Raw genomic sequence first — 22,314 nt, 5'->3', positions numbered from 1 at the left:
CTTCCTCGACTTGCTCCCGCACATCAAGCACCTCGTCGACCCGCCCGGGGCGCCGGCGACGATTCAGTTCGCCGGCTCGAAGAGAAAGATCCCCGAATGCCCCGCACTCCTCGCTTCGACCTCAAGCTCGACTCCAAAGGCATGCTTGAACGGCAGTGGCTGGAGCCTGAGGAACGGCTCATCGACTGGATTCCGCAATGGAAGCTGCCCGATTTTGAAGGTATTCCGAAGCCGCCTTGGACGTCGGAGCAGGTTGTGCGGCGGACTGCGAAGATCGCTTGGCTCACGCTGGTGTGGATCGTCGGGTCGGTGGTCTTGCTGATCGTGCTGTCCTTCATCGCCGAAGGCCTCAGTGGTGCGGATGGCGGGAGTGGTGGCGGCAAGAAGCTGAAGGGCCCCAACGTAGTCCTGCACGGAGAAGGCCGCGACTCGATGCTGGGCCGCATGGCGACTCCCGGGCTGCGAAGCCGGGGCCTCTGGGTGTTCACCAACCGGCGGCTCGCGTTCCTGGTCGTCGAGGGCCGCACGTACGGGAAGTTCCTGAGCGGGTCCGGGAAGCCGAGCGAGTTCGACCAGCCGGTGCCGGTTCGGACGGTGCTTGAAGTGCGCGACGCGCGCTATGAGTTCGAGGGCGACGTCGACCGGCTGCGCCGCACCCGGATCCTGCGCAGGTTCAAGCCGGCCGGGGTGTACCGCCGGATCACGTTCGCCGACGGGTCGGGTGTCGACTTGCGGCGATACCGTTAGGGATGGTGAATCAATGGGCGACCATGGGATGCGCGACTTCTACGACTCGGGGCGGGCCCAGCCGCTCAGGAACGCGCTGGCGGACCTGGTCGAAGCCGCCGTGGGCGACGGGTACGGCGGCACCAGCGGCAACGACGATTACCCTGGCCTGACTGTCCAAGGGGTCGCGCACAGCGGGATCAAGCGGTGGGGCAAGTTCGCGCGCAAACGGGGCCTGGCTTACCGGGCGGAGCTCCCTGCCGCCGAGATCCTGGCCGATCCGGAGCTCTCGGCGTTCTTCGAGGAGATGCGGCGCGTGCAGATCCAGGTGCACGGAGCCGCTGGCTTTCTCCAAGCGGAGTGGCAGGGTGTGCCCTTCACGAGTTTCGCCGCCTACACCGTCGACCAGTTCGAAGTGCTGCACAACTTCCGCTTCGTGTGCACGCCGCTGTCCCGCGCTTACCCGGACCTGGTCTTCGACCTCCGTCTGAACACCACCTTGCCGGAACAGCGAAGCTATTTCCATCCGAGGTTCGGCGAGTACAAGAAGGTCTACGGGCCGAAGCCCCCGTCGAAGCTGAAGCAGTCGAGCGTGCTCGGCAAGGTGCCGGGGATCCGGGAGGCGCGGAAGTTCGTCGATGACTTCCTGTCATATCCGCCGAACCTCCACACCGATTCGGAAGCCTATGCGGCCCAGGTGGCCTCGCGGTCCTACGAGCCGGTCGTGTTCAAGCGCGACTGGATGGTCCGGGACCGCTGGCTCGTGATGTACGAGGAGGAGCACATCCGGGCGTTCGGCGCGCCGGACGAGACCCCGGGGTTCCTCGACGCGCTCCCGCGCATCAAGCACCTGGTCGACCCGCCGGGGGCTCCCGGCCCGGCGGCGGTGTAGGGCGGGACCGCCTGCTGCGAGCCTGGTGCGCAACCGCAGGTGGGGCGCACTTTGGGGGGACTGGCTAGTGCGCTATAGCATCGCAGGAGGACCGCGTGCCCGACCCGAGCGCCGCGCGGAAGGAAAGGGGAGCCGATGTCCGACAGCGGCGAAGCAATGCAGGCCCGCACCAGGGAGATCGAGCGGATGGCTGCCGAGGCCCGCGGTGAGGCTGTCAGCGAGAACGGCGAGGTCCGCGTCGTGGCCAAGGCCGGCGGCCGGATCGAAGAGCTCGATCTGCGCATGAGCGCGTTCGAGCTGAGCGGCGTGGAGCTCGGCGAGCTCATCGTCTCCACCCTCCGCACCGCTGAAGACCAGCTCGACGCCCAGTTGACGTCGGCGATCCAGGCGGCCATGGGCTCGCTCGGCGCTTTCACCGAAGAGGAGGGGAGCCGATGAGCGACCGCCCCCAGCGTCCCGACCCGCACGAGATGATGGCGCGGCTCGAGGCGATGCAGCGCCAAGCCGAGGAGACCCTGCGCCAGTACGAGGGCATGCAGGAGCAGATCGGCGCCGCGGACATCGAGGTGTTCTCCGAGGACGGCCTCATCTCGGTCAAGCTCGACGGCAACGGCCGCATCGACCGGATCAAGATCGACGAGTACGCGATGCGCCGCCGCCAGTCGCTCGCCCCGACGATCATCGCCCTGGTCGACCAGGCGAGAGTCGCGCACGCCGAAAAGGCCGCCGAACTCGCCCGGCAGTTCCTCGGCAACACCGGCTTCGGCGACCTGCTGGACCGCATCGCCCCCGAACGTCCGCGCTGACCCACCCGAACCGCCGCTACCCCCTGGAAGGGGCACCAATGCCCGCGAAAGAAATCGAGCCCGAGCAGCTGCGCGCCGCCGCGACCAAGCTGCGCGAGGCGATGTCATACGCCGACAAGGCCTCCGAGTACTCCACCGAGGCCGACCCCGACCCGTGGATGTGGGGCCTGGCCGGCATCCCGATGTCGATGCTCTACTTCCCGCTCGCCGACGGCTGGCGCGACCTGCTCAGCAAGGCGAGCCAGGGCATCGACGGGGTCGCCACCCGACTCGAGGACTCCGGGGCGTCCTGGGAGGACGTCGACACGATGATGAGCGAGGAGTTCGCGAAGATCGCCACCGGCATCGCCGGCGCCGTCAACGAGTACTCCAAGGACACCCAAAACGACCCCATGGTCCAGAAGTAAGGAAGCCCCATGAGCGACCACGGCATGAACGACTTCTCCAATTCCCCCGGCCACCAGGACACCTGGAGCGCCGACGTCGGGCAGGGCGCGCTGAGCACCCTCGACCAGCAGGGCTGGGGGCAGCAGGGCTTCAAACTCAACGGGCCCATCAAGGCCGGCTACCAGGCGTACAAGAACAAGGACACCCTCAAAGCGGGTGGCACCATGCTCAAGAACGACCTCCAGTCGATCAACTGGAACGGCGTGAGCGGCTCGCTCTCCCAGTTCAAGGGCAAGCTCGCAGCGAACAAGGACGGCTACACGCAGCTGACCGCCGCCGCCGGCAAGGTCGTGGGCATCGACCCGGTCGCGTGGCTCGCGGGCACCATCGTGAGCTTCCTGATCGAGACGTTCCAGCCGCTCGAGGACCTCCTCGGCCTGGTGACCGGCAACGAGACCCGCATGCAGGAGTCCGGCCAGATGTGGCAGGAGGTCGGCAACTCGATGCCGCCGATCGCCGACTACATGAACACCACGGTCGAGGGCGAGCTCGCGAGCTGGATGGGCGACGACGGCGACGTCGCGCGCACCCGCGTCATGGAGCTCGGCCTGATGATGGACGCGATGGGCTTCCTGGCGCTGGGCATGCAGCAGGTGCTCAACATGATGGCCGGTGTCGCCCGGGCCCTGCGCGAGCAGGTCGAGAAGCTGATCGCGAAGGGCGTCGCCTGGATCATCAAGACGATCGTGCCGCAGGTCGCCGCCGCGACCGCGACGTTCGGCGCGATGATCCCGCTGTGCATCGCGATGACGATCGCCCAGATCATGGGCCTCGTGCTCGACGCGATCCAGGCGATCAACGCCGCCGTCCAGTTCGTGCAGAACCTCGGTCAGACCCTCGACCTCGTGTGGGACATCTTCAACGTGTTCCTGCCCTTCCTCGAGAAGATGATCAACGTCCCGAAGATCCAGATCGGGTAGCGCGTGTCGGGCACCGGCGAGTGGGGCGGCGGAGGGGACGAGCGCCGCTGGCACAAGCTCGAGAACTTCGTCTACGTGACGGACATGGTCTTCGGGGACGCCACCCTCGACCGGCCCTCGACGAAGATCGACGAGGTCGACGGCGCGGCGCGGCTGTGGAAGTCGCATTCGCGGCTCAACGGCCTCGAGTACGCGGACGTGAAGAGCGACGCCGAGGCGTTCGCGCTGCCGCAGTGGGGGCCGCTTCTGGAGCGGCTGCGCGCGCTCGGGCTGCCGATGCAGCGGGTGCGGAGTCTCGTGCGCGGCGAGAGCGGCGGCGTCCGGTTCGAGAACCTGTGCGTGTGCGACGCCGACGAGGACGGCAAGGTCATCCCGTACCGCGTCTGGGTCATGCCCGCCGCGGTGCAGGCGCCGGATCTGGTGTGCGACTACCGTTCCAGCCGCGGCGAAGTGCCCGACGAGGTGGCCTGGTGCGACCCGCGCGGCTTCGCGAAGGCCGCGGCGTACGCGGCGGACAAGCCCGCGATCAAGGAGGGCGGCCGCTTCACCAAGAGCTTCATCGGGCGCGCCATCGCAGGGAAAGTCAACGAGTTCCTCGACACGTCGGTGCACGTCACCGTGTGGGCCGAGGACATCGCGACCGCCCAGGCCGCGGCCGAGGCCGCAAAGGCCGAGCCGAACATGCGCCGGGTCGTGTGGATGTGGCGCGGCGGCATGTTCGTGTACGCCACGCCGATGCTCGTGGAAGGCGCGGACTCCAAGCGCCAGAAGGAACACCTGTACACCCACAAGCTCGCCGACCTGCAGCGCCGGTTCGCGGCGGCGCTGAACGGCTAGGCGGCCTCCAGCCAGAGGCGCGGTTCGAAGGACTCGATCTCGCCGGCGGCCGGGCGCCAGACGGCGTACACGTGCGCTTCGGCGTTGAGCGCGATCGTCTGGCCCGCTTGGGCTTCGATGGTGAGGTCGCGCTGCTTGCCGGGGCGGCCGGTGTGGCGGTCGGGGATGTCGAGGTTCGCGGGGCGGCCGTCGGCGACGACCGTGATCTGGTGCGCGCCAGGGGGAACGTGGTAGCGCCAGTGGCCCCAGGAGGCGGGCTGCTCGGCACCGTCGATGCGGACGCGGGGCGGCGGCGTCCAGGCGCGGGCGAGGAAGGAGCCGTGCGCGGCTTTGCGGCCGCCCGCCCACAGGTGCCTGCCGCAGGCGAGGTGCAGGTCGATGGCGGCCGCGCCGACCGGGAGCGGCGGGGGAGCGGTCGGCTTGGCGCCCAGGAAGACCGCGTCCGGGCCGTGGGGGACGGGTTCGCGGGCGAGGCTCTGGCGCTGCGCGGTGAGGTCGCGCTGGTATTTGGCTTTGGCTTTGCGCCACAAGGGGATGCCGGTGGCGATGAGGACGACCGCGAGCGCGCCGAGGGCCAGTCCCGAGATCCAGTGCCAGTCCTCGGAGGGGAAGAGGGTCATGACGGCGCTCATCGGCAGGCAGCAGATCGTGGCGGTCATCGCCAGCCAGGACCAGCAGCCGGCGTTGGTGGGGATGAATTCGTGCGTCTCGGGCAGGTCGCCGAGGACGCGGTGGCCGGCGGGCCAGTGCTCGAAGTACTGCAGGCGGTGGCGTCCGCCGTCGGCGACGTCGACCACGACGGGGTCGAGGGTGAACGTGCTCTGCGCTTCGACCGTGTGGGGCCCGGCCAGGAGGACCAGGTCGAGCTGGCCGTTGCCGACCGTGACCGGGAGGCCGTCGACGGCGATCACGGGCGCGAGGTCGGTGCTTCCGACGAGGACCGAGAGGACGCCTTCGCCGGGGCCGGGCGCGAGCTCCGGGTCCTGGAAGGCCCGCACCGGCTTGCGGTTCGGCAGCCCGGGTTCGTTGCGGGAGGCGGCGGGTCGGACCTGCGCCGAGACGCGGTCGTTGATCACGCGCATCCCGTTGTCGCGCGTGCGGAGCGGCCGGGGTTCGGCCAGGGAGGTCTCCCTGGAGCCGTATGAGCCGGGGCCGGGGCGGCGGGAGCGCGGCAGGTCGTCGCGGGCGGGGGGCATCGCGGTCCTCTCGGGTGGGGGATCGGCCCTCACGGTATCGGACCTGGGCCGGGGCCGGTGGCCCTGCGCTGGGTGACCGGCTCATTGCCCGAGACCTGTATCTTGCTCGCATGGGTATGAAGGACCGCCTCGAGCAGATGAAGCAGCGCGCGCAGGAAGCGGGCAAGATGGTCGTCGACGTCGGCGTGGACGCCGCGAAGGAGAAGCGCGACGCCGCCGTCGGCCTCGCGAAGAGCAAAGTGGACGCCACCACCGGTTTCGTCGCCGAGAAGCGCGACGGGGCCGTCAATTTCGCGAGCGACGCGAAGACCGCGTTCAAAGAGGGCGACCTCGAAGAACTGCTCAAGCGCCTGCCGCTGCCGACCTCCCCGGTGCAGGAGGAATGGCAGTGGAGCCTCGGCAAGCTCATCACCTCGGGCAACAAGCCGCCACTCGGCACCGGCATGCTCCTGGGCCTGCTCGACAACTTCGGCACCATCGACATCGGCCCCGAAGAGGTCGGCTTCGACGGCTCGACCGCCAAGTGGCACAAGGTGAAGGCCATCCGCACCCGCTCCCTGGACGGCATCATCCAGAAGCTCTCCACCGACTCGTTCACCGAGAGCATCGAGAACCTGCTGCCGCCCGTGCCCGGCCGCGGCTGGGTCTCCGAGAAGGCCACCTCCGCGATCTTCACCATCTGGGCGATGGTCGCCGACCTCGCCATCCGCGACCCCGAAGCGGGCCGCCGCCAAGTGGTCTGCGAGATCGAGTACAAGGGCTGGATCCGCACCAAGGAGGCCGAGACCGGGTTCTTCACCGGGCCCGTGATGGCCTTGCTGCCGGGCCTCGACCAGGTCTTCCGCGACGAGGCCGCCCGCCGCGGCGTGCTCGTCGAGCAGGCAGAGCAGACCACCATCGAGAACGCCGAGGCGCGCGTGGCCTGGCTGCGCGAGAAGCACGCCGCGATCGCCGCCAAGCGCGAAGCGGCCCGCAAGCAGATCGAGTACTGATCCGCCTGCGGGCCTTCGAAAGCCGGTTACTTGGGGTGGGTCTCGCCGGGGTAGCGCAGCCCGATCTGGGCGCGCGCCTCGTCCATGATCTCCATGACCTCGATGGTGCTCTGCGGCGGCACGAGCGTCGACTCGAGCCGGCCCTGGCGCAGCGCCCGGTGCACTTCGAGCGCTTCGTGGACGTAGCCGTGGCCGACGTAAGGCGCCTCGAATTCACGGGGCGCCTCGTCGTACCGCACCAGCGTGTACCCGCTGGGCCGGTAGGCGTACTCGCGCAGTTCGATGCGGCCCTCGGTCCCCGAGATCGTGACCTCGTTCGCGGGACCGCCCCGGTAGGAGCAGGAGAGCTGCGCGATCGCGTTCGGGTACCGGAGGGTGAGCGCGGTCTGCGCGTCCACCCCGGTCGAGTCCATGACGCTGTGCGCCTGGATCGAATCGGGCTTGCCGAGCACCAAGTGCGCCAGCGTGATCGGGTAGACGCCGAGGTCGAGGAGGGCGCCCCCGGCCAGTTCGAGGTTGCGGAGCCGGTGGCTCGGCGGCATCTCGGCGGCGAACGAGAAGTTGCCGTGCACCGACACGACCTCGCCGATCATGCCCTCTTTGATGGCCCGGCGCATCTCGCGGATGGCCGGGTTGCAGCGGGTCCACATGGCCTCCATGAGGAACCGCTGGTGCTCGCGGGCGACGTCGAACATCGTGCGGGCCTGGGAGGCGTTGTACGCGAAGGCCTTCTCGCACAGGACGTGCTTGCCGGCCTCGAGGAGCTGCAGGGTGGGCAGGTAGTGATGGGAGTGCGGGGTGGCGACGTAGACGATGTCGACGTCGTCGTCCGCCGCGAGGGCCTGGACGGACTCCCAGGCCTGAGGGATGTCGTGCTTCTTGGCGAACGCGGCGGCGCGCTCCGCCGATCGAGAGGCCACAGCGGTGACGCGGCAATCGTCGAGGAGGGCAAGATCTTCCACAAAGGTCGATGCGATTCCACCGGTCGCCAGGATTCCCCATCGGATCGGTTCAACCATGGACGTAAGCACACCACAACTTCTCGCGATCGTCAACACGAGGGTCAGCGGTACTATCTCCGCCAACCGGGCCATATTCTCGAACGAGGATCACTGTCGGTCACGCCCCTCCTGTGACCTGGTGATTGATGTGACCTTTCCCGCAGCGGGGAACCGGGGCCGCCGTGGCACTATGGCGAAATGTCTCTCCGTGCTTCTCAACGACAGCCCCTGCGGCGCGCCGCCGCGCTCGCACTGGCCGCCGCCGCAGGCGGCGTCCTGACGCTCGGCCCCGCCTCGCCGGCCTCGGCGCACGCGGCGCTCACCGGCACCGACCCCGAGGACGGCGCCACCGTCGCCGAAGCCCCCGCCGAGGTCACGGCCACCTTCTCCGAGCTGCTGGACGGGCCCTCGACCGAGATCGCCGTGACCGACCCGACCGGCGCGGTCGTCGACGTCGCCGACCCGACCTTCGACGGCGACACCTTCACCCAGCCGATGCGCTACACCGCCCCCGGCGCGTACACGGTGGCGTTCCGCGTGATCTCCGAGGACGGCCACCGCGTCGACGACGCGATCACCTTCACCGTCGAGTCGATCCCCGAGGGCCTCTACGCGCCGGGCGCGGAGCCGACCGCCGCCGCGACGACCGACGGCGCGGCCACCGAGCCCGCGACGCAGGAGGAGACCAGCCGGGCCACCGGCGGCCTCAGCAGCGAAGACGAGGAGGACTCGAACACGGGCGCGGCGCTGGCCGCGATCCTGCTCGGCCTCCTCGTGGTCGTGGTCGGCGGCGTGGTGCTCGTGAAGACCTTGGGCCGCAAGGAGCAGACCGAGGACGGGGAGGAGCCCTAAGCCCCGGTTCCATGTCGTCCCACGGGCGAGTCGACGGGCGCGATGCCAGGCGAGGGGTCGGAGCAGTTCAGGCGCAGCGGACTTCGCGGGACGGCTGCATGACACCGCAGCCGTCCGGCGCTCCCGCTCATGAGACCGCTGTTGTCGTAGTCCATGAGATCTACGGCGTGAACGCCCACATCGAACGGGTCGCGGACGCGCTCCGCGCGTATCGATGCGATGTCTTCACGCCCAGTTTTCTGCCCGCGGGCGCCGTCTTCTCCACCGATGACGAGGCCCGGGCCTACCGCGACTTCCTCCGTGAACCCGGTCTGGAGCGTATGGCGGAAGCACTCGTCGGATTCGTCGGCGACTTGCGCCCCGACTACCGAAGGGTGCTCTGCGTCGGTTTCAGTGTCGGAGCGACCTGCGCGTGGCTCGCCTCGGCGAGCGCCGACCTCGACGGCGCGGTGTGCTTCTACGGCTCCCGGATCCGAGACCATGCTCAGCTGCAACCGGCCGCTCCATGTCTGCTGCTCTTCGCAGAGAGGGAACCTGGTTTCTCCGTACCGGAGGTCGCAGCGGTACTGCGTCACCGCCGAGGTGTCACCGTCGAGACCTACGCCTGTGGCCACGGCTTCTGCAATCCCGGCAGCCTGAGCTATGACCCTGTGCACGCCCGCAGGGCATGGGAGAGCGCGGTCCGGTTCCTTCGGCTGCCCGAACGCAGCGGCTGACCGTCGCCGAACCCGCATCGAGAACTCGGCCCGGTGCTAGGGGCAGTTGACCCATTCGTCCGTGCCGTCGTCGAAGAACTGGTGCTTCCAGATCGGGAGGCGGGCCTTCACCTCGTCGACGAGGTCGGCGCAGGCGTCGAAGGCCTCCTTGCGGTGCTCGGCGGCGACGGCCGCGACGAGGGCCGGGTCGCCGATCGCGAGGTCGCCGACCCGGTGCGAGACGACGACGCCGCGCACGCCGGGCCGGGCCGCGATCTCCTCGGCGACGGTGCGCAGCAGCTCGCCCGCGGACGGGTGGCCCTCGTAGGAGAGGCGGAGCACGCCGCGGCCGTGGTCGTGGTTGCGGACGACGCCCGAGAAGGACACGACGGCCCCGGCCTCGGCCGCGGCGACCGCGGCCTCGTGCTCGGCGACGTCGAGCGGGGCGTCCAGTACGCGTGCGCGGATCATGGGGTCACACTCCAGGGACGGTGGCGAGTTCGACGGTGGCGCCTTCGGTCCCCACCGCATCGGGTCCGATCACGGCGAAGCCGGCGGCGCCCGCCAGGCCCCGCAGCATCGCGGAGCCGTGGTGGCCGAGCCGGCGCCCGGCCCGGTCGACGAGTGCCAGGTGGGTGAAGGAGCCGCGGCCGGGCACGTCCTCGGCGAGGCCGATCGTGCCGAGCGGCGGCAGCGGCAGCCCGCGCAGGCCCGCCAGGAGCGGCGCGACGAGCGAGACGACGGCGATCACCGCGGACTGCGGGTTGCCGGGCAGGCCGGCGATGAACTTCCCGTCCTCGGTGCGCGCCAGCAGCATCGGGAATCCGGGCCGCACCGCGACGGTGTTGATGACGTACTCGGCGCCGATCTCGGCGAGCGCGGCGTGCAGGTGGTCGACGGGGCCGACCATGGTCCCGCCGGTGGTGCACACCAGGTCCGCGTCGGCGAGCGCCTCGCGAAGCGCCGCCACATGCGCCTCGAGGGTGTCCTCGACCGGCCCGATGCTCGGCCCGGCCGCCGCGCCGGCGGCCTGCAGCATGTGGGGGACCATGGGGCCCAACGAGTCCCGCACCCGGCCCTCGCGGGAGACCCCGGAGGTCAGCAGCTCGTCGCCGAAGACGACGACGCGCGCGGCGGGCCGGGCGTGCGCGGGCAGCGTCGAATGCCCGGCGGCGGCCGCGAGGCCGACCACGGGCGGGCTGACCGGGGTCCCGGCGGGCAGCAGCTCCTCGCCGTGCGCGGCCTCCTCGCCCGCCTCGCGCCATTCGCGCGCGGCCGGGCCGTCGACCAGTTCGTCCTCGACCGTGCTGTGCTCCAGGCGGATGATGCCCTCGGTTCCTTCGGGGACCTGCGCGCCGGTCGCGATCTTGACGGCCTGGCCGGGCTTGAGCGCCTCCGGCACCTGGCCTGCGAGCACGGCCCCGTCGATGCGCCACGGGCCCTGCCCGGCGACGGCCCAGCCGTCGACCGCGGAGGTCGGGAACGCGGGCAGGTCCGAGACGGCCACGAGCGGCGCGGCCAGCGCCGACCCGACCGCCTCGCCGAACGGCAGCTCGGACGCGGCGGGTTTGGCCGCATAGCCTGCGGCCCAAGCGGTCTCTCGGGCTTCGGCCCAGGGGAGCGGGGTGCCGGTCATGCGGTGGTCCTTCCGTCGTCGGTCTCGGGATGGGACGGCCCGGCGATATTCGTGTCACTCGCGTGCGCGACGCCGCGGCCGTGCGCCGCGCCGCCCGCGTCCGCCGACCCGGCGTGTCCGGGACCGCTGTGCAGCGTGTCGCCCGCGGCCGGCTCGCCATGTGAAGCGATCGGCTCGCCGCCGCCCTCACTGCCCTCGCCGCGGTCGCCTTCGCCGCGGTCGTGGTCGCCGTCGTGCAGTTGCGAGACCGCGTGCTCGACGAGTTCGGCGGTGAGCACCGCGAGCCCGTCCTTCGCCGCGCCCTTCGACCCGGCGAGGTTCACGATCAGCGTCCGCTCGGCGACCCCCGCGATGCCGCGCGAGAGCGCCGCGTGCGGGGTCTTCGCGAGCCCGGCGGCGCGGATCGCCTCCGCGATCCCGGGGACTTCGTAGTCGACGACGCGGCTCGTCATCTCCGGGGTGAGGTCCTTCGAAGTGAGGCCGGTGCCGCCGGAGGTGACCACCAGATCGGCCGCGTCGCCGACGGCGACGCGCAGTGCGGCCTCGACCTCATCGCCGTCGTGGACGACGACCGGCCCGACCACGTCGAACCCGCGCGCGCGCAGTCCCTCAGCGAGGATCGGCCCGGACTCGTCCGCGTAAACCCCGTCTGCGGCCCGATTCGAGGCGACCACGACGACGGCCTTCACCGCTGCCATGTCCCGGTCTTCCCCCCGAGCTTCTCCTCCACCCGGATGTCGGTGACGACCGCGGCGGGGTCAACGGCTTTCACCATGTCCACCAACGTCAACGCTGCGACGGACACCGCCGTCAGGGCCTCCATCTCGACCCCGGTCCGGTCGGCGGTCTTCACGCGCGCCGCGATCTCGACGCCCTCGTCGGTCACCGTGAGGTCGACCTTCACGCCGCTGATCGCGATCGGGTGGCACAGCGGCACCAGGTCCGGCGTGCGCTTCGCGGCCATGATCCCCGCGATGCGCGCGGTCGCCAGGGCGTCGCCCTTCGCCAGCGAGTTCTCGCGCAGCGCCGCGACCACCTCGGGGGTGGTGACGAGCCGCCCGGTCGCGAGCGCCGAACGGTGCGACACGTCCTTCTCGGAGACGTCGACCATGCGGGCGGCCCCGGACGAGTCGACATGCGTGAGGTCAGCCATGCCGCGAAGTCTAGTCGCGGACCCGGACGCCGCCGAATAACCGGACACCGCGCGACCAGAACCGCTCCTCCCCGAGCGCGGCGAGCCCTTTCGCGGCCCACCACGCGACCACGAGCCCGATGCCGATCCCCGCGAACGCCGCCTCGAAGCGCGATGAGATCGCATGGTCGACGAGCGGGCCGACCAGCACTCGAGCCGTGCCGCCCTGCACGCTGAGGGCGAGTACCGAGACCTCGGTCTTCCGGCCCGGCATTTCCTCGTACGCGACCTCGACGTACTCGGCCGGGCTTCCCTCGCCGCACTCCGACCACATGCAGACGGCCCTGTCATAGGGTTCGCCGACCGCGGTCGCCTCCCGAGGAGGGAGCTTCCCGGCCGTTCTGCCAGCGCTGCGGAGCAGGCGGGCCATGCCAGGCAGGCCACGCGAACAGGTCGATCTTGATCGCGCGCATCGGAAGCGGCCTCCAAGGCGGGCGGTTTCACGCCGGTGCCTGGAAGACCACCAAGGTGAACTCGAACTTCACGTTCACCAACTGGGACCAGGCCTGCTTCGGCGCGTTCTCGGTCTCGTGGGCCGGCGTCTCGGTGCTCAATGCGGGCCTTCCAGGTCGTGTGGCTGGTCCGCGCTCAGGGGCGCAGTTCGTAGGACGGGTTGTAGATGTTCGCGTTCATCTCTCCGGGGCCGTGCTCACCGAGGGCGTCATGGGCATCCCGGGCATGGGAGCGAGGAAAAGGGGTCGAGGACTGCGGCGGCCACTTCGCGGTGCGGCCTCGGATTCGCCCCGGCGGGCCTGTATTAGCGTCGAGGCGTGATCGAATGGCTCTACCTCGCCGTCCAGGGCGCCGCGCTGGCGATGAGCGCCTGGTTCTTCGTGGACACGGCCCGCTCCCAGCTGGTCGGCAACCGCCACCTCGTGGGTGTCGCGGTGCTCGAACTGCTGCTCCTCGCGCAGCTCGCGGTGTCGATCGCGATCGTGCCGGGCGAGCCGGGCGGCGGGAAGGCGCTGTTCTTCTCCTACCTTGTGACGGCGGTCCTGGTGCCGGTCGCGGCCTGCTTCTGGGGCTCGATCGACCGGAGCCGGTGGGGGATCGGGACGGTGGCGGCCTCGGGTCTCATCGTCGCGGGGCTCATGCTGCGCGTCCACCAGATCTGGGAGCTGCAGGTCCATGTCTGACACGAGCGCGGAGGCCGCGCCGCGGGCGCTCGCGGCCGGGTTCGGCCGCCTCATCGTGCTGGTCTACGTGGTGTTCGCGGTCTCGGCCGGGGTGCGGGCGGTGTTCCAGGTGGTCACGAAGTTCGGCGATGCGCCGGTGAGCTTCACGCTGAGCGCGATCGCGGCGCTCATCTACCTCGTGGCGGCGATCGCGATCATCCGCGGCGCGGGCGCGCTGGCGCTGCTGGCGGTGGGCGTGGAGATGGCCGGGGTGCTCGCGGTGGGGGCGTTGAGCTTCGCGGTGCCGGGATGGTTCCCGGAGCCTTCGGTGTGGTCGCATTTCGGGTCGGGGTACGGGTACGTGCCGCTGGTGCTCCCGGCGGTCGGGCTCGTCTACCTGTTCAAGCGCCGCAAGGCTTAAGCGCGCTCGATGAGGTCCATCGCCGCGTCGATGCTGTGGACGGCGCCGGGGGTGTCGACCCTGGCGAGGGCGTAGGCGGCGACGACGAGGGCGGTCACGGTGTCGGTGAGCCGCTGCGCGTCCTCGATGTCGGGGCAGTGGGCGCGGATGCCGTTGCCGATGGCCTCGCCGAGTTCGGCGCGGTAGGCGGCGATGGTCTCGCGCACGGCCGCGTCGTCGGCGATCGAGGCCCCGGCGGCGTTGATGAGCAGGCAGCCGTTGGCGGCGATGACCGACCCGGCCCGTTCCAGGGCTTCGCGCAGCCCGTACAGGTAGTCGAGGATGGCGTCGGGCGCGGGCACGCCGGTGAGCGGGGCGAGGCGGGGGCGCACGATCTCGTCGAGGTACGACTCGACGGCGGCGTCGAAGAGGCCGCGTTTGCTGCCGAACGCGTGGTAGATGCTGGAGCGGCGCAGGCCGGTGGCGGCTTCGAGCGCGGGCACGGAGGCGGCCTCGTAGCCGTGGCGCCAGAAGACGGCGCGGGCGGACCGCACGACCTCGGCGGTGTCGAACGTCTGCGTGCGACCCATGACGAACCTCTCTCTGCGATGCGCTCCGAACGGCTTTGCGGAACGGTCGTTCCAGTATATGTTTGTGGAACGGTTATTACAAAACTGGCAGGAGACATCACCATGACCGAGGCCGTCAGCACCCAGATCCAGCTCGTCCGCCGCCCCCAGGGCTGGCCCGTCGACGAGGACTTCCGCACCGGGAAGGTCACCTACGGCGAACTCGCGCCGGGGCAGATCCGGGTCGCGAACGCGTTCCTGTCGGTCGACCCGTACATGCGCGGGCGCATGAACGACGCCGAGAGCTACATCCCGCCGTTCGAACTCGGCGAGACGATGACCGGCGGCGCGATCGGCCGCGTCGTCGCATCGGCCGCCGACGGCATCCCGGTCGGGGCCGTCGTGCTCCACCAGTACGGCTGGCGCGACCTCGTCCAGGAGGACGCCGCCGGCTTCACCGTCGTGCCCGAGATCCCCGGCGTGCCCCTCTCACTGCACCTCGGCATCCTCGGGATGACCGGCATGACCGCTTATGTCGGCCTCACCGCCATCGCCGGCCTCAAGCCCGGCGACACCGTCTTCGTCTCCGGCGCGGCAGGCGCCGTCGGCACCGCGGTAGGGCAGATCGCGAAGCTCCTCGGCGCGGGCCGCGTCATCGGCTCGGCCGGGAGCCCGGAGAAGGTGCGCCTGCTCACCGAGAAGTACGGCTACGACGCCGCGTTCAACTACAAGGACGCGCCCGTGCGCGAGCAGCTGGCGGCCCTCGCGCCCGAAGGCGTGGACGTCTTCTTCGACAACGTCGGCGGCGACCACCTCGAGGCCGCGCTCGACGTGATGAACCGCGAGGGGCGCATCGCCGTGTGCGGCGCCATCTCGGTCTACAACAGCACCGAGAAGACCCCCGGCCCGGACAACCTCACCAAGATCGTCCAGCAGAGCCTCACCATCAAGGGCTTCACCCTCGGCGGCTACCTGCACCTGCGCGAGGAGTTCGGCGCGCGCATGACCGAATGGTTCGGCCAGGGCGCCATCGCCTACGACGAGACCATCGTGGACGGTGTGGAGCACGCGGTCGACGCGTTCCTCGACATGATGCGCGGCAAGAACACCGGCAAGATGGTCGTGCGCATCTGAGCGAGGCCTGCACGCGGTCGGCAGGCGGGCCTGTGGCCGGCGGGAGCTTCGGTCCCTCGGCAACGGGCTTGCGGCCGCCGGGCTCTCGGCACGCGGCCGCCCGAGCCGCCGGGAGGGCGGAAACCAGGGCGTGCCCCTTCCCGCCCGCATCCACCTCCGACCAACCGAAGCAATGCGATGACCCCACACGGGTCCGACATCCGCCGATTTCCGGCACGGAACCGCAGTTCAGAGCCAGTCTCGGGTCTAGCTGAAGAAGCCCAGACACGCCACGATCAGCGTCGAGCCGCAGATGAGCAGGCCCAGGCGGTAGTTGCGTTCGAGGCGCTTCTCCTCGTCGCCGATCTTCGGGCGGGCGGCCACGCCGATCGCGGCCCAGCCCAACAGGAACGCGGCCAGCGGGCACGCGATGAGGACCGCCGCCAGGAGCGCCACGTTCAGCGGGCCGCCCTCGGCGCGCACCTCCCGCAGCACGAACAGCTGCACCACCACGCACACCAGCGCGAACAGCCCGTAGATCAGCCCGTTCCGCTCGTCCGCGCGCCACCGCGGCAGCAGGGGCGCCCGGTGCGCGAGGTACCGCGCCTCCTCCAGCTCCGTCGCCGCCACCTGGAGGTCCGCCTCGGCCGTGTCGAGGTCGGCGGCCGGGTTCCCGCTCAGCGGCGGCGGCGCGGGCACCCGCTGCGGCGGCGCGACGCGGGCCGCGCGGGCGAGTGCGTCAACGGCCGCGCGCTGCGCCGCGGCCTGCTCGGCGAGGCGGTTCGTGCGCTGGCCGAGCGATTCGGCCGCCGTGGCGGTGCGGGCGGCGGCTTCGTCCGCGCTGCGGCGGGCGTCGTCGAGGCGGCGCAGTTGCGCGAGGTAGTCGTCGAAGGCGCTCACGGGCGGGTCCTCTCGATCGGGGCGCTGCCGCCGCTGCGCTGCGGCCCGGGCGCCGCGTCGTGGTCCTCGTCGCGCGAGAACGGCACCACGAGCCGCCCGGCGCCGGTGTCGGCGTGCCGGTCGACGAGCAGCGCCCGCCCGGCGCGCGGGTTCCAGTGCTGGAACTGGGTGCCGAAGTGGCCCATGATCTCTCCGCCGGGGAGGTTGAGGACGAGCGCGCACGCCACGTCCTCGCGCCCGGCCGTGCCACCGATGTCGTCGGTGAACCGCCGGAAGTTCCGCCACCAGCCGAGCAGGTGCACGTCCCGCGCGGGACCGGTGCGCAGCAGTGCCCGCAGCGCCTGCTGCCCCTTCATGTCGAGGCCCGCCGCGTCGAGCCCCCAAGCGGCGAGCACGGTCCCGTCGGGGATCTCCGCGAGGGACGCGGCGAACGCGTCGGGCGCGATCCGGTCGGCCGCGGCCCGCAGGTCGGCGCCGCCGGTGAAGTCGACGGCGAGCACGCGGGTACCGTTGCCCGCCAATGACTTCACGGCGGCTTCGAGGGCTTCGCCGCCGACCGGGTCGGAGCCGAGCACCGCCAGGTGCCGGCCGGGGCGCCGGTCGAGGTCGACCCCGGCGGCGTCGAGACGCAGCGACACTTCGCGCCCGAGCAGGGCGCGGCCCGGTTTCCGTTCCCCCGGAAGGGTTTCGCTGAGGTGGACGGGCCGGTAGCCGTAGAACACGCGCGGCGCGCCGACGCCCGCGTGCGCTTCGCCCAGCTGCTCGCGGAGGCGCTGCATGACGTGCGCGTCGGTGTCGGGGAAGCGCGCGACCCGGTCGGCCCCGGCCGCGCCGCCCTCGGTGTTGACCACGACCTGCCCGAGCGAGATCCGCGCGGCCGCATCGTTGTTCGCCTCGAGGACCGTGCGCGCGCCGGGCAGGGCGATCCGCATCGGGAACTGCCCGAAGATCGAGTCCTTCTTCGCCCACAGCGCCTCTATCCCTGAGATCGTCTGGGACGCGAGCACGAGGTGCACGCCGTACGAGCGGCCCTTGCGGGCCAGGTTCTCCAGCAGTGCAACGGCTTCGGAGGCGACCCGGTCGTTGCCGGCGAGGAGCACCTGGAACTCGTCGGCGACGCAGACGATGCGCGGGTACGCCTCGTGGGCGCGCAGGCCCGCGAAGGACGCCACCCCGTACCGTTTCATGACGGTCGAGCGGCGCGTCATCTCCTCGTTCAATGTGGACAGTACGGCGAGGCCGTACTCGCGGTCGGACTCGACGCCGACGGCGCGGGCGTGCGGGATGAAGGTCCGGTCCCGCTCGGTCGGGATGAACTCGGTGAACGAGACGCCTTCCTTGAAGTCGAGCAGGAACAGCGCCAGGTCCGAAGGGGCGTAACGGGAGGCGAGGCCGTACAGGACGTCGAGGAGGAACACGGTCTTGCCGCCGCCGGTGCGCCCGCCCACGAGCCAGTGGGGGGTCGCGTCGTCGAACAGCAGCCGCACCTCCCCGGCCGCGTCGCGTCCGATGAGGACCTCCAGGCCCTTGGCCGGGTCGCCCGATTCCGGCCGGGCCGGGATGAGGTCGGCGAAGGTGAGGGTCGCGGCGGCCTTGGCGCGCTCGGCGAGCCGCCGGGCCTCACCGGCCACGAACGATGGGTCGGGGGTCTCCGGCCAGTCGACCGGCGCGGCCAGGCCTTCGCCGCGCCCGAACGGCGCCGCGGGCGGGTTCGTGATCGTCACCCGCCCGTCGGCGGCGCGCATGACCGCGGCCTGCGGCAGGTCGGGCAGGCCGCAGCCGAGGACGGTGACGCCGTGCGCGAGCCCTGACCGGGCGAGGGCGTCGATGCGCTCCACCAGGGTCCGCGGCGCTTCGCTCAGCGAGGCGACGACGAGCAGCATCCGGTCGGCGCGGCGGCCCGCGATGTGCTCGGCCACTTGGGATTCGGCCATGGCGACGGCGTCGGCGGCGGCGCGCGTGTCGGTGGCGACCGCTTCGATCACGCCCGCGTCGGCGAGCGGGCGCAGCGGCGCGAACGACGCCCCGAGCGTCGCGGTGTCGATCCCGACCACCCGCAGCCCGCCCGGTTCGCGGGTCGAGACGGCGTGGAGGATCGCGGTCCGCACCAGGCTCGCGACGCCTTCGACGCGGGCGTCGACCGAGGTCGCGAGGTGGCCGCGTTCGCCGAACGGCACGATGAGCGGGACGCTTCGTCCCTCGTGGAGCATCACGCGCCCGGCGTGGAGCAGGCCGGGGTCGGCGCGCAGCTGCTGCGCGGAGGCGGCGGCCGCGTCGGCGATCTGGCGCTCGGCCGCGAGCAGTTCGGGGTCCACAGGGGTCTGGAAGGCGGCGTCGCCGAGACGCTGCGCCACCTGGGCGAGGCGGGCGGCGGCGGCGTCGCAGCCCGCGGCCGCGTTCGCCAGCGCGGTCGGGAAACCGGGCACCGGACCTCCTTGCGCGAGATATTCGACAGGTCACACCATATCGCGATGCGGTGCCGCAGGCCTGCCCCGTGCCGGAGCCACGGTGCCCGGCGCTTCCTGAAGCCGCCTTCAGGCGTCTTCAGCGTGGCTTCAGGTTCGCCCCGCCATCATTGCCCCAAGCGCGGATCCCCGAATCGGAGGCAGCGAGAGGAAGGAGGGAGGCCATGGCACGACGACGATGACCGTTGTCCGACACGAACGACAGGGGTGGAGGGGCGGGGGAGGGGGAGGGGGCCCGGGGGGCCGTCCTGGCGGTCGGATCGTCCGCTTTGCGCAACCTTCCCCGGAGGGGGCGCGTGCATTACCCTAGAAGGAGGCCCGATCTCGCTGACCCGGAGAGCGCGGCCGAACGCCTACAGCACCGCAGACGCCCGCATCCGCTGCCCGCGGGCGGTCTTCGGTCACGCCGAGAAGGACCCGTGCCCCATGAGTGAGTTCCTGGATATCGCCCTATCCTTCCCACCGGTCGTCTTCTCCTTCGGCCTCGTAATCGTGGTCCTGTACTGGCTCACCGTGATCGTCGGTGCGCTCGACGTCGACATCGTGGACGTCGGCGGCGACGCCGAGCTCGACGCCGGGGGCGGTTTCTGGTCGGCGTTCGGATTCGGCGCGGTGCCGTTCACGGTGGTGCTCTCGCTGTGGATCACGTTGGGCTGGATCGTGACCGTGCTCGGCACCTCCTGGGTGAACAGCGCGAACATGTTCATCCCGCCGGCGCTCACGGGCACGGCCGTGCTCGTGGCCGGGATCGGCGTGGGGATGCTCGGCGCGAAGCTGCTCACCCGCCCGCTCGGGCGGCTGTTCGAGGACGCGCCCGCGACCGCGCACGCCGACCTCGTCGGCAAGGTGTGCGTGGTGCGCACCGGCACGGTCACCCTCGACGCGGGCCAGGCCGAGATCACCGACGACGAAGGCAGCGTCCTGCTCATCAACGTGCGCCGCTCCCCGCACGAGCCCGAGGGCATCGACGAGGAGCTGTTCGCGCGCCACTCGAAGGTCGTGGTGTTCGACTACGACGAGGCCGAGAAGGTGTTCCTGGTCGTGCCGGTGGCGCTCCCGCCGGACGTCGTCCTCGAGGCCTGAACGCGACCGACCCGCCGTACCGCCCCGGTCCGCGCTCTCGGCCCATCCGCGTTCCCGCTGGCCGCGTCCCCGGCCCCGATCGCACCCGCGTCACAGTGGACCGCACTGAATCGCCACGTTGCGCCCGGTTTGCGATCTCCCGGTTTCGTGCCTCCCGGACCCTCGCGTACCCACGGCCTGGCGAGTCTTGGTTAGGGTGTGGTCACGCCCGCCCGCGGCGGCGCCGAAGAGCGCCCCGCCCGCAAGTCCCCGTTCCCCCGAAGTCTCGTTAGGAACCACTGCATGGACGCCACCAATTCGGCGACGCTGATCACGATCTTGGTCGCCGCGGTTATCTTCATCGGCCTGATATTCATGATCATCCGGCTGTACCGGAAGGTCGCGCCCGGCCAGGCCCTGGTCGTGACGAAGCTGCGGACCCGGAAGGTCTCCTTCACCTCGGCGCTCGTCCTGCCGATCATCCACCGCGCCGAGTACATGGACATCTCGGTCAAGACCATCGAGATCAACCGCGCGGGCAAGGACGGCCTGATCTGCCAGGACAACATCCGCGCCGACATCTCGATCACGTTCTTCGTGCGCGTCAACGCCACCGTCGAGGACGTGCTCAACGTCGCCGGCGCGATCGGCACCAAGCGCGCCTCCGATCAGGAGACGCTGCAGGAGCTGTTCAACGCCAAGTTCGCCGAGGCGCTCAAGACCGTCGGCAAGCAGCTCGACTTCACCGACCTGTACACGAACCGCGACGAGTTCCGCGACCGCATCCTCAACGTCATCGGCACCGACCTCAACGGGTACTCCCTCGAGGACGCCGCGATCGACTACCTCGAGCAGACCCCGATGGACCAGCTCGACCCCAAGAACATCCTCGACGCGCAGGGCATCCGCAAGATCACCCAGCTCACCGCGATCGAAGCGGTGACCACCAACGAGCACCGCCGCTCCGAGGAGAAGGAGATCAAGCGCCAGGACGTCGAGGCCCGCGAGGCCGTGCTCGAGCTCGAGCGCCGCCAGACCGAGGCCGAGATCCGCCAGCAGCGCGAGATCGAGACCCTGCGCGCCCGCGAGTCCGCCGAGGTCCAGAAGGTCCAGGCCGAGGAGCGGCTCAAGAGCGAGACCGCGCGCATCAAGACCGAAGAGGCCACGGGCATCCAGCACGAGAACCGCCTGCGCGAGATCGCCGTCGCCGAGAAGAACCGCGAGCGCGTGATCGCCGTCGAGACCGAGCGGATCGAGAAGGACCGCATCCTCGAGGTCGTGGCCCGCGAGCGCGAGGAAGAGCTCGCCCGCATCGCCGCGAACAAGGAGCTCGAGGCGCAGAAGCGCGACATCGCCGACGTCATCCGCGAGCGCATCGCCGTCGAGAAGACCGTCGCCGAGCAGGAAGAGGGCATCAAGCGCCTGCGCGCGACCGAAGAGGCCGAGCGCGAGCGCCAGAAGGTCATCATCCTCGCCGAGGCCGAGGCCCAGGAGAACCTGGTCAAGGACATCAAGGCCGCCGAGGCCGCCGAGGTCGCCGCGAAGCACCTCGCCCGCCAGCGCCTCACCGAGGCCGAGGCGGCGCAGCAGGCCGCCGAGCTCGAGGCGCGCGCGAAGATCCGCCAGGCCGAAGGGGACCAGGCCATCGCGGCCGCCCCGGGCCTGGCCGCCGTCCAGGTCCGCGAGGCCGAGGCGGACGCGATCGAGAAGGGCGGTCTCGCCGAGGCGAAGGCCGCCGAGGCCAAGGGCAAGGCCGAGGCCGAGGCCCAGGCCGCGATCGGCAAGGCCGAGGCCACCGCGACGGCCGCGAAGGGCCAGGCGGAAGCCGAGGCCCAGGCCGCGAAGGGCGCCGCCGAGGCGGGCGCGCTGCGCGAGAAGCTGCTCGCGGAGTCCGCGGGCCTGACCGAGAAGGCCGTCGCGATGGACGCGCTCTCGGATGCCAGCCGCGGGCACGAGGAGTACCGCCTGCGCCTGGAGATGGAGAAGGAGCTGCGCGGCATGGAGATCGAGGCGCGCCGTTCGATCGCCGAGCAGCAGGCCGGGGTCATCTCGGCCGGGCTCAGCAACGCCGACATCTCGCTGGTCGGCGGCGACACCCAGTTCTTCGACCGGGTCGTCGGCGCGATCGGCTACGGCAAGGCCGTCGACGGCTTCGTGGCGCACTCCGATGTGGCGCAGAGCGTCGCGGCGTCGTGGTCGAACGGTTCGACGTCGTTCGCCGAGGACCTCAAGGGCGTCCTGTCCGGGTTCGGCAGCGAGGACGTCAAGAATCTGACGGTCTCGGCCGCCCTCGTCAAGCTCATGCAGGGCGGCGGCGACCACGACCTCCTCTCGGGCCTCCTCGGCAAGGCCAAGGAACTCGGCGTCGCCGAGAAGCCCGCCCTAGAAATCGCGAAGTAACCTTTTGGCCCCGGGAAGCACGCCAGGAACAAATCTGGACTGCGGCTCGCTCGTTCGCAAGTACTGCTCCGCTGCGCTCCGCTTTACGTACTAGCTCC

25 protein-coding genes are annotated in these 22,314 nt (G+C 70.9%); 15 read left to right on the top strand and 10 right to left on the bottom strand.

Going from position 1 to position 22,314, the window contains the following annotated elements:
* Positions 1-96: 96 nt before the first annotated feature.
* The 7 genes from AB0K52_RS20340 to AB0K52_RS20310 all read left to right on the top strand — a co-directional run bounded on the left by AB0K52_RS20340 (position 97) and on the right by AB0K52_RS20310 (position 4,628).
* Positions 97-747, top strand: a complete 651-nt coding sequence (locus AB0K52_RS20340; protein ID WP_363534538.1) for a hypothetical protein — start codon at positions 97-99, stop codon at positions 745-747.
* 28 nt (positions 748-775) lie between these two features.
* Positions 776-1,618 carry a hypothetical protein gene (locus AB0K52_RS20335; protein ID WP_363534536.1) on the top strand — a complete coding sequence of 281 codons (843 nt, stop codon included), beginning with the start codon at positions 776-778 and terminating at the stop codon, positions 1,616-1,618.
* 135 nt (positions 1,619-1,753) lie between these two features.
* Positions 1,754-2,056, top strand: coding sequence for a YbaB/EbfC family nucleoid-associated protein (locus AB0K52_RS20330; RefSeq protein WP_363534533.1), 303 nt, complete (start codon positions 1,754-1,756; stop codon positions 2,054-2,056).
* Complete coding sequence (locus tag AB0K52_RS20325; protein ID WP_363534530.1) at positions 2,053-2,424, top strand: YbaB/EbfC family nucleoid-associated protein; 372 nt, start codon at positions 2,053-2,055, stop codon at positions 2,422-2,424. The genes AB0K52_RS20330 and AB0K52_RS20325 overlap by 4 nt, the downstream gene beginning before the upstream one ends.
* 38 nt (positions 2,425-2,462) lie before the next feature.
* Positions 2,463-2,831 (top strand): hypothetical protein, encoded by a 369-nt coding sequence (locus AB0K52_RS20320; RefSeq protein ID WP_208499255.1) that lies wholly within the window; start codon positions 2,463-2,465, stop codon positions 2,829-2,831.
* 9 nt (positions 2,832-2,840) lie between these two features.
* Positions 2,841-3,791: a hypothetical protein gene (locus AB0K52_RS20315; RefSeq protein ID WP_363534525.1), complete on the top strand. Its 951-nt coding sequence runs from the start codon at positions 2,841-2,843 to the stop codon at positions 3,789-3,791.
* 3 nt (positions 3,792-3,794) lie between these two features.
* Positions 3,795-4,628, top strand: coding sequence for a hypothetical protein (locus tag AB0K52_RS20310; RefSeq protein ID WP_363534523.1), 834 nt, complete (start codon positions 3,795-3,797; stop codon positions 4,626-4,628).
* On the opposite strand, the gene AB0K52_RS20305 is transcribed toward AB0K52_RS20310, so the two are convergent.
* The gene (locus AB0K52_RS20305) at positions 4,625-5,824 is read right to left on the bottom strand and encodes a hypothetical protein (RefSeq protein WP_363534520.1); all 1,200 of its coding nucleotides are present in this window, start codon (positions 5,822-5,824) and stop codon (positions 4,625-4,627) included. The genes AB0K52_RS20310 and AB0K52_RS20305 overlap by 4 nt on opposite strands.
* 110 nt (positions 5,825-5,934) lie before the next feature.
* Between AB0K52_RS20305 and AB0K52_RS20300 the strand changes: the two genes are divergently transcribed.
* Positions 5,935-6,816 carry a hypothetical protein gene (locus AB0K52_RS20300; protein ID WP_363534517.1) on the top strand — a complete coding sequence of 294 codons (882 nt, stop codon included), beginning with the start codon at positions 5,935-5,937 and terminating at the stop codon, positions 6,814-6,816.
* Between the two features lie 26 nt (positions 6,817-6,842).
* On the opposite strand, the gene AB0K52_RS20295 is transcribed toward AB0K52_RS20300, so the two are convergent.
* Positions 6,843-7,835: a Gfo/Idh/MocA family oxidoreductase gene (locus AB0K52_RS20295; protein WP_363534514.1), complete on the bottom strand. Its 993-nt coding sequence runs from the start codon at positions 7,833-7,835 to the stop codon at positions 6,843-6,845.
* Positions 7,836-8,015: 180 nt separating this feature from the next.
* Here AB0K52_RS20295 and AB0K52_RS20290 point away from each other — a divergent pair, with 180 nt between their 5' ends.
* Together AB0K52_RS20290 and AB0K52_RS20285 are read left to right on the top strand one after the other, a co-directional pair.
* Positions 8,016-8,669 carry a copper resistance CopC family protein gene (locus AB0K52_RS20290; RefSeq protein WP_363534511.1) on the top strand — a complete coding sequence of 218 codons (654 nt, stop codon included), beginning with the start codon at positions 8,016-8,018 and terminating at the stop codon, positions 8,667-8,669.
* Positions 8,670-8,680: 11 nt separating this feature from the next.
* Positions 8,681-9,385: a dienelactone hydrolase family protein gene (locus tag AB0K52_RS20285; protein WP_363534508.1), complete on the top strand. Its 705-nt coding sequence runs from the start codon at positions 8,681-8,683 to the stop codon at positions 9,383-9,385.
* A gap of 36 nt (positions 9,386-9,421) precedes the next feature.
* Here the strand turns inward: AB0K52_RS20285 and AB0K52_RS20280 are convergent, their stop codons facing one another.
* From AB0K52_RS20280 to AB0K52_RS20260, 5 genes are read right to left on the bottom strand one after another with little or no spacing between them, the layout of a single operon-like run.
* Positions 9,422-9,835, bottom strand: coding sequence for a molybdenum cofactor biosynthesis protein MoaE (locus AB0K52_RS20280; RefSeq protein ID WP_363534505.1), 414 nt, complete (start codon positions 9,833-9,835; stop codon positions 9,422-9,424).
* Between the two features lie 4 nt (positions 9,836-9,839).
* Positions 9,840-11,000 carry a molybdopterin molybdotransferase MoeA gene (locus AB0K52_RS20275; RefSeq protein ID WP_363534503.1) on the bottom strand — a complete coding sequence of 387 codons (1,161 nt, stop codon included), beginning with the start codon at positions 10,998-11,000 and terminating at the stop codon, positions 9,840-9,842.
* Positions 10,997-11,698: a MogA/MoaB family molybdenum cofactor biosynthesis protein gene (locus AB0K52_RS20270; protein WP_363534500.1), complete on the bottom strand. Its 702-nt coding sequence runs from the start codon at positions 11,696-11,698 to the stop codon at positions 10,997-10,999. The genes AB0K52_RS20275 and AB0K52_RS20270 overlap by 4 nt, the downstream gene beginning before the upstream one ends.
* Positions 11,686-12,153: a cyclic pyranopterin monophosphate synthase MoaC gene (gene moaC, locus AB0K52_RS20265; RefSeq protein WP_363534497.1), complete on the bottom strand. Its 468-nt coding sequence runs from the start codon at positions 12,151-12,153 to the stop codon at positions 11,686-11,688. The genes AB0K52_RS20270 and moaC overlap by 13 nt, the downstream gene beginning before the upstream one ends.
* A gap of 10 nt (positions 12,154-12,163) precedes the next feature.
* Positions 12,164-12,562, bottom strand: a complete 399-nt coding sequence (locus tag AB0K52_RS20260) for a hypothetical protein (protein ID WP_363534494.1) — start codon at positions 12,560-12,562, stop codon at positions 12,164-12,166.
* Between the two features lie 400 nt (positions 12,563-12,962).
* Between AB0K52_RS20260 and AB0K52_RS20255 the strand changes: the two genes are divergently transcribed.
* Together AB0K52_RS20255 and AB0K52_RS20250 are read left to right on the top strand one after the other, a co-directional pair.
* The gene (locus tag AB0K52_RS20255) at positions 12,963-13,328 is read left to right on the top strand and encodes a hypothetical protein (RefSeq protein ID WP_363534491.1); all 366 of its coding nucleotides are present in this window, start codon (positions 12,963-12,965) and stop codon (positions 13,326-13,328) included.
* On the top strand, positions 13,321-13,728 hold the full coding sequence (locus tag AB0K52_RS20250; protein WP_363534488.1) for a hypothetical protein: 408 nt from the start codon (positions 13,321-13,323) through the stop codon (positions 13,726-13,728). The genes AB0K52_RS20255 and AB0K52_RS20250 overlap by 8 nt, the downstream gene beginning before the upstream one ends.
* Here AB0K52_RS20250 and AB0K52_RS20245 read toward each other — a convergent pair.
* Entirely contained in the window at positions 13,725-14,297 is a 573-nt protein-coding gene (locus AB0K52_RS20245; RefSeq protein ID WP_363534485.1) for a TetR/AcrR family transcriptional regulator, read from the bottom strand. The genes AB0K52_RS20250 and AB0K52_RS20245 overlap by 4 nt on opposite strands.
* Positions 14,298-14,399: 102 nt before the next feature.
* Between AB0K52_RS20245 and AB0K52_RS20240 the strand changes: the two genes are divergently transcribed.
* A complete protein-coding gene (locus tag AB0K52_RS20240) occupies positions 14,400-15,410 on the top strand; it encodes an NADP-dependent oxidoreductase (RefSeq protein WP_363534482.1) in 1,011 nt (336 codons plus the stop codon).
* A gap of 246 nt (positions 15,411-15,656) precedes the next feature.
* Here the strand turns inward: AB0K52_RS20240 and AB0K52_RS20235 are convergent, their stop codons facing one another.
* Positions 15,657-16,289, bottom strand: a complete 633-nt coding sequence (locus AB0K52_RS20235) for a hypothetical protein (protein WP_363534479.1) — start codon at positions 16,287-16,289, stop codon at positions 15,657-15,659.
* Positions 16,286-18,715: an FtsK/SpoIIIE domain-containing protein gene (locus tag AB0K52_RS20230; RefSeq protein WP_363534476.1), complete on the bottom strand. Its 2,430-nt coding sequence runs from the start codon at positions 18,713-18,715 to the stop codon at positions 16,286-16,288. Before AB0K52_RS20230 ends, AB0K52_RS20235 begins: the two co-directional genes overlap by 4 nt.
* A 465-nt stretch (positions 18,716-19,180) precedes the next feature.
* Between AB0K52_RS20230 and AB0K52_RS20225 the strand changes: the two genes are divergently transcribed.
* Both AB0K52_RS20225 and AB0K52_RS20220 read left to right on the top strand, forming a co-directional pair.
* Positions 19,181-19,837, top strand: coding sequence for a hypothetical protein (locus tag AB0K52_RS20225; RefSeq protein ID WP_363534473.1), 657 nt, complete (start codon positions 19,181-19,183; stop codon positions 19,835-19,837).
* A 282-nt stretch (positions 19,838-20,119) separates the two neighbouring features.
* Positions 20,120-22,216, top strand: a complete 2,097-nt coding sequence (locus AB0K52_RS20220; protein WP_363534470.1) for an SPFH domain-containing protein — start codon at positions 20,120-20,122, stop codon at positions 22,214-22,216.
* The last annotated feature ends 98 nt before the right edge of the window (positions 22,217-22,314 follow it).

Origin of the sequence: Glycomyces sp. NPDC049804 (assembly GCF_040674615.1) — a bacterium.
GTDB classification, from domain to species: Bacteria; Actinomycetota; Actinomycetes; order Mycobacteriales; family Micromonosporaceae; genus Glycomyces; species Glycomyces niveus.
The sequence above is the reverse complement of the archived record's forward strand: the minus strand, read 5'-3'. Positions and strand labels throughout refer to the sequence as shown.

Excerpts from the sequence above, each read along its gene's own strand:
- AB0K52_RS20220 (WP_363534470.1), top strand. The coding sequence starts at position 20,120 with ATGGACGCCACCAATTCGGCGACGCTGATCACGATCTTGGTCGCCGCG.
- AB0K52_RS20280 (WP_363534505.1), bottom strand. The coding sequence starts at position 9,835 with ATGATCCGCGCACGCGTACTGGACGCCCCGCTCGACGTCGCCGAGCAC.
- AB0K52_RS20240 (WP_363534482.1), top strand. The coding sequence starts at position 14,400 with ATGACCGAGGCCGTCAGCACCCAGATCCAGCTCGTCCGCCGCCCCCAG.
- AB0K52_RS20325 (WP_363534530.1), top strand. The coding sequence starts at position 2,053 with ATGAGCGACCGCCCCCAGCGTCCCGACCCGCACGAGATGATGGCGCGG.
- AB0K52_RS20275 (WP_363534503.1), bottom strand. The coding sequence starts at position 11,000 with ATGACCGGCACCCCGCTCCCCTGGGCCGAAGCCCGAGAGACCGCTTGG.
- AB0K52_RS20330 (WP_363534533.1), top strand. The coding sequence starts at position 1,754 with ATGTCCGACAGCGGCGAAGCAATGCAGGCCCGCACCAGGGAGATCGAG.
- moaC (WP_363534497.1), bottom strand. The coding sequence starts at position 12,153 with ATGGCTGACCTCACGCATGTCGACTCGTCCGGGGCCGCCCGCATGGTC.
- AB0K52_RS20340 (WP_363534538.1), top strand. The coding sequence starts at position 97 with ATGCCCCGCACTCCTCGCTTCGACCTCAAGCTCGACTCCAAAGGCATG.
- AB0K52_RS20245 (WP_363534485.1), bottom strand. The coding sequence starts at position 14,297 with ATGGGTCGCACGCAGACGTTCGACACCGCCGAGGTCGTGCGGTCCGCC.
- AB0K52_RS20305 (WP_363534520.1), bottom strand. The coding sequence starts at position 5,824 with ATGCCCCCCGCCCGCGACGACCTGCCGCGCTCCCGCCGCCCCGGCCCC.
- AB0K52_RS20295 (WP_363534514.1), bottom strand. The coding sequence starts at position 7,835 with ATGGTTGAACCGATCCGATGGGGAATCCTGGCGACCGGTGGAATCGCA.
- AB0K52_RS20320 (WP_208499255.1), top strand. The coding sequence starts at position 2,463 with ATGCCCGCGAAAGAAATCGAGCCCGAGCAGCTGCGCGCCGCCGCGACC.
- AB0K52_RS20225 (WP_363534473.1), top strand. The coding sequence starts at position 19,181 with ATGAGTGAGTTCCTGGATATCGCCCTATCCTTCCCACCGGTCGTCTTC.
- AB0K52_RS20315 (WP_363534525.1), top strand. The coding sequence starts at position 2,841 with ATGAGCGACCACGGCATGAACGACTTCTCCAATTCCCCCGGCCACCAG.
- AB0K52_RS20290 (WP_363534511.1), top strand. The coding sequence starts at position 8,016 with ATGTCTCTCCGTGCTTCTCAACGACAGCCCCTGCGGCGCGCCGCCGCG.
- AB0K52_RS20270 (WP_363534500.1), bottom strand. The coding sequence starts at position 11,698 with ATGGCAGCGGTGAAGGCCGTCGTCGTGGTCGCCTCGAATCGGGCCGCA.
- AB0K52_RS20335 (WP_363534536.1), top strand. The coding sequence starts at position 776 with ATGCGCGACTTCTACGACTCGGGGCGGGCCCAGCCGCTCAGGAACGCG.
- AB0K52_RS20300 (WP_363534517.1), top strand. The coding sequence starts at position 5,935 with ATGGGTATGAAGGACCGCCTCGAGCAGATGAAGCAGCGCGCGCAGGAA.
- AB0K52_RS20260 (WP_363534494.1), bottom strand. The coding sequence starts at position 12,562 with ATGGCCCGCCTGCTCCGCAGCGCTGGCAGAACGGCCGGGAAGCTCCCT.
- AB0K52_RS20250 (WP_363534488.1), top strand. The coding sequence starts at position 13,321 with ATGTCTGACACGAGCGCGGAGGCCGCGCCGCGGGCGCTCGCGGCCGGG.
- AB0K52_RS20285 (WP_363534508.1), top strand. The coding sequence starts at position 8,681 with ATGTCGTCCCACGGGCGAGTCGACGGGCGCGATGCCAGGCGAGGGGTC.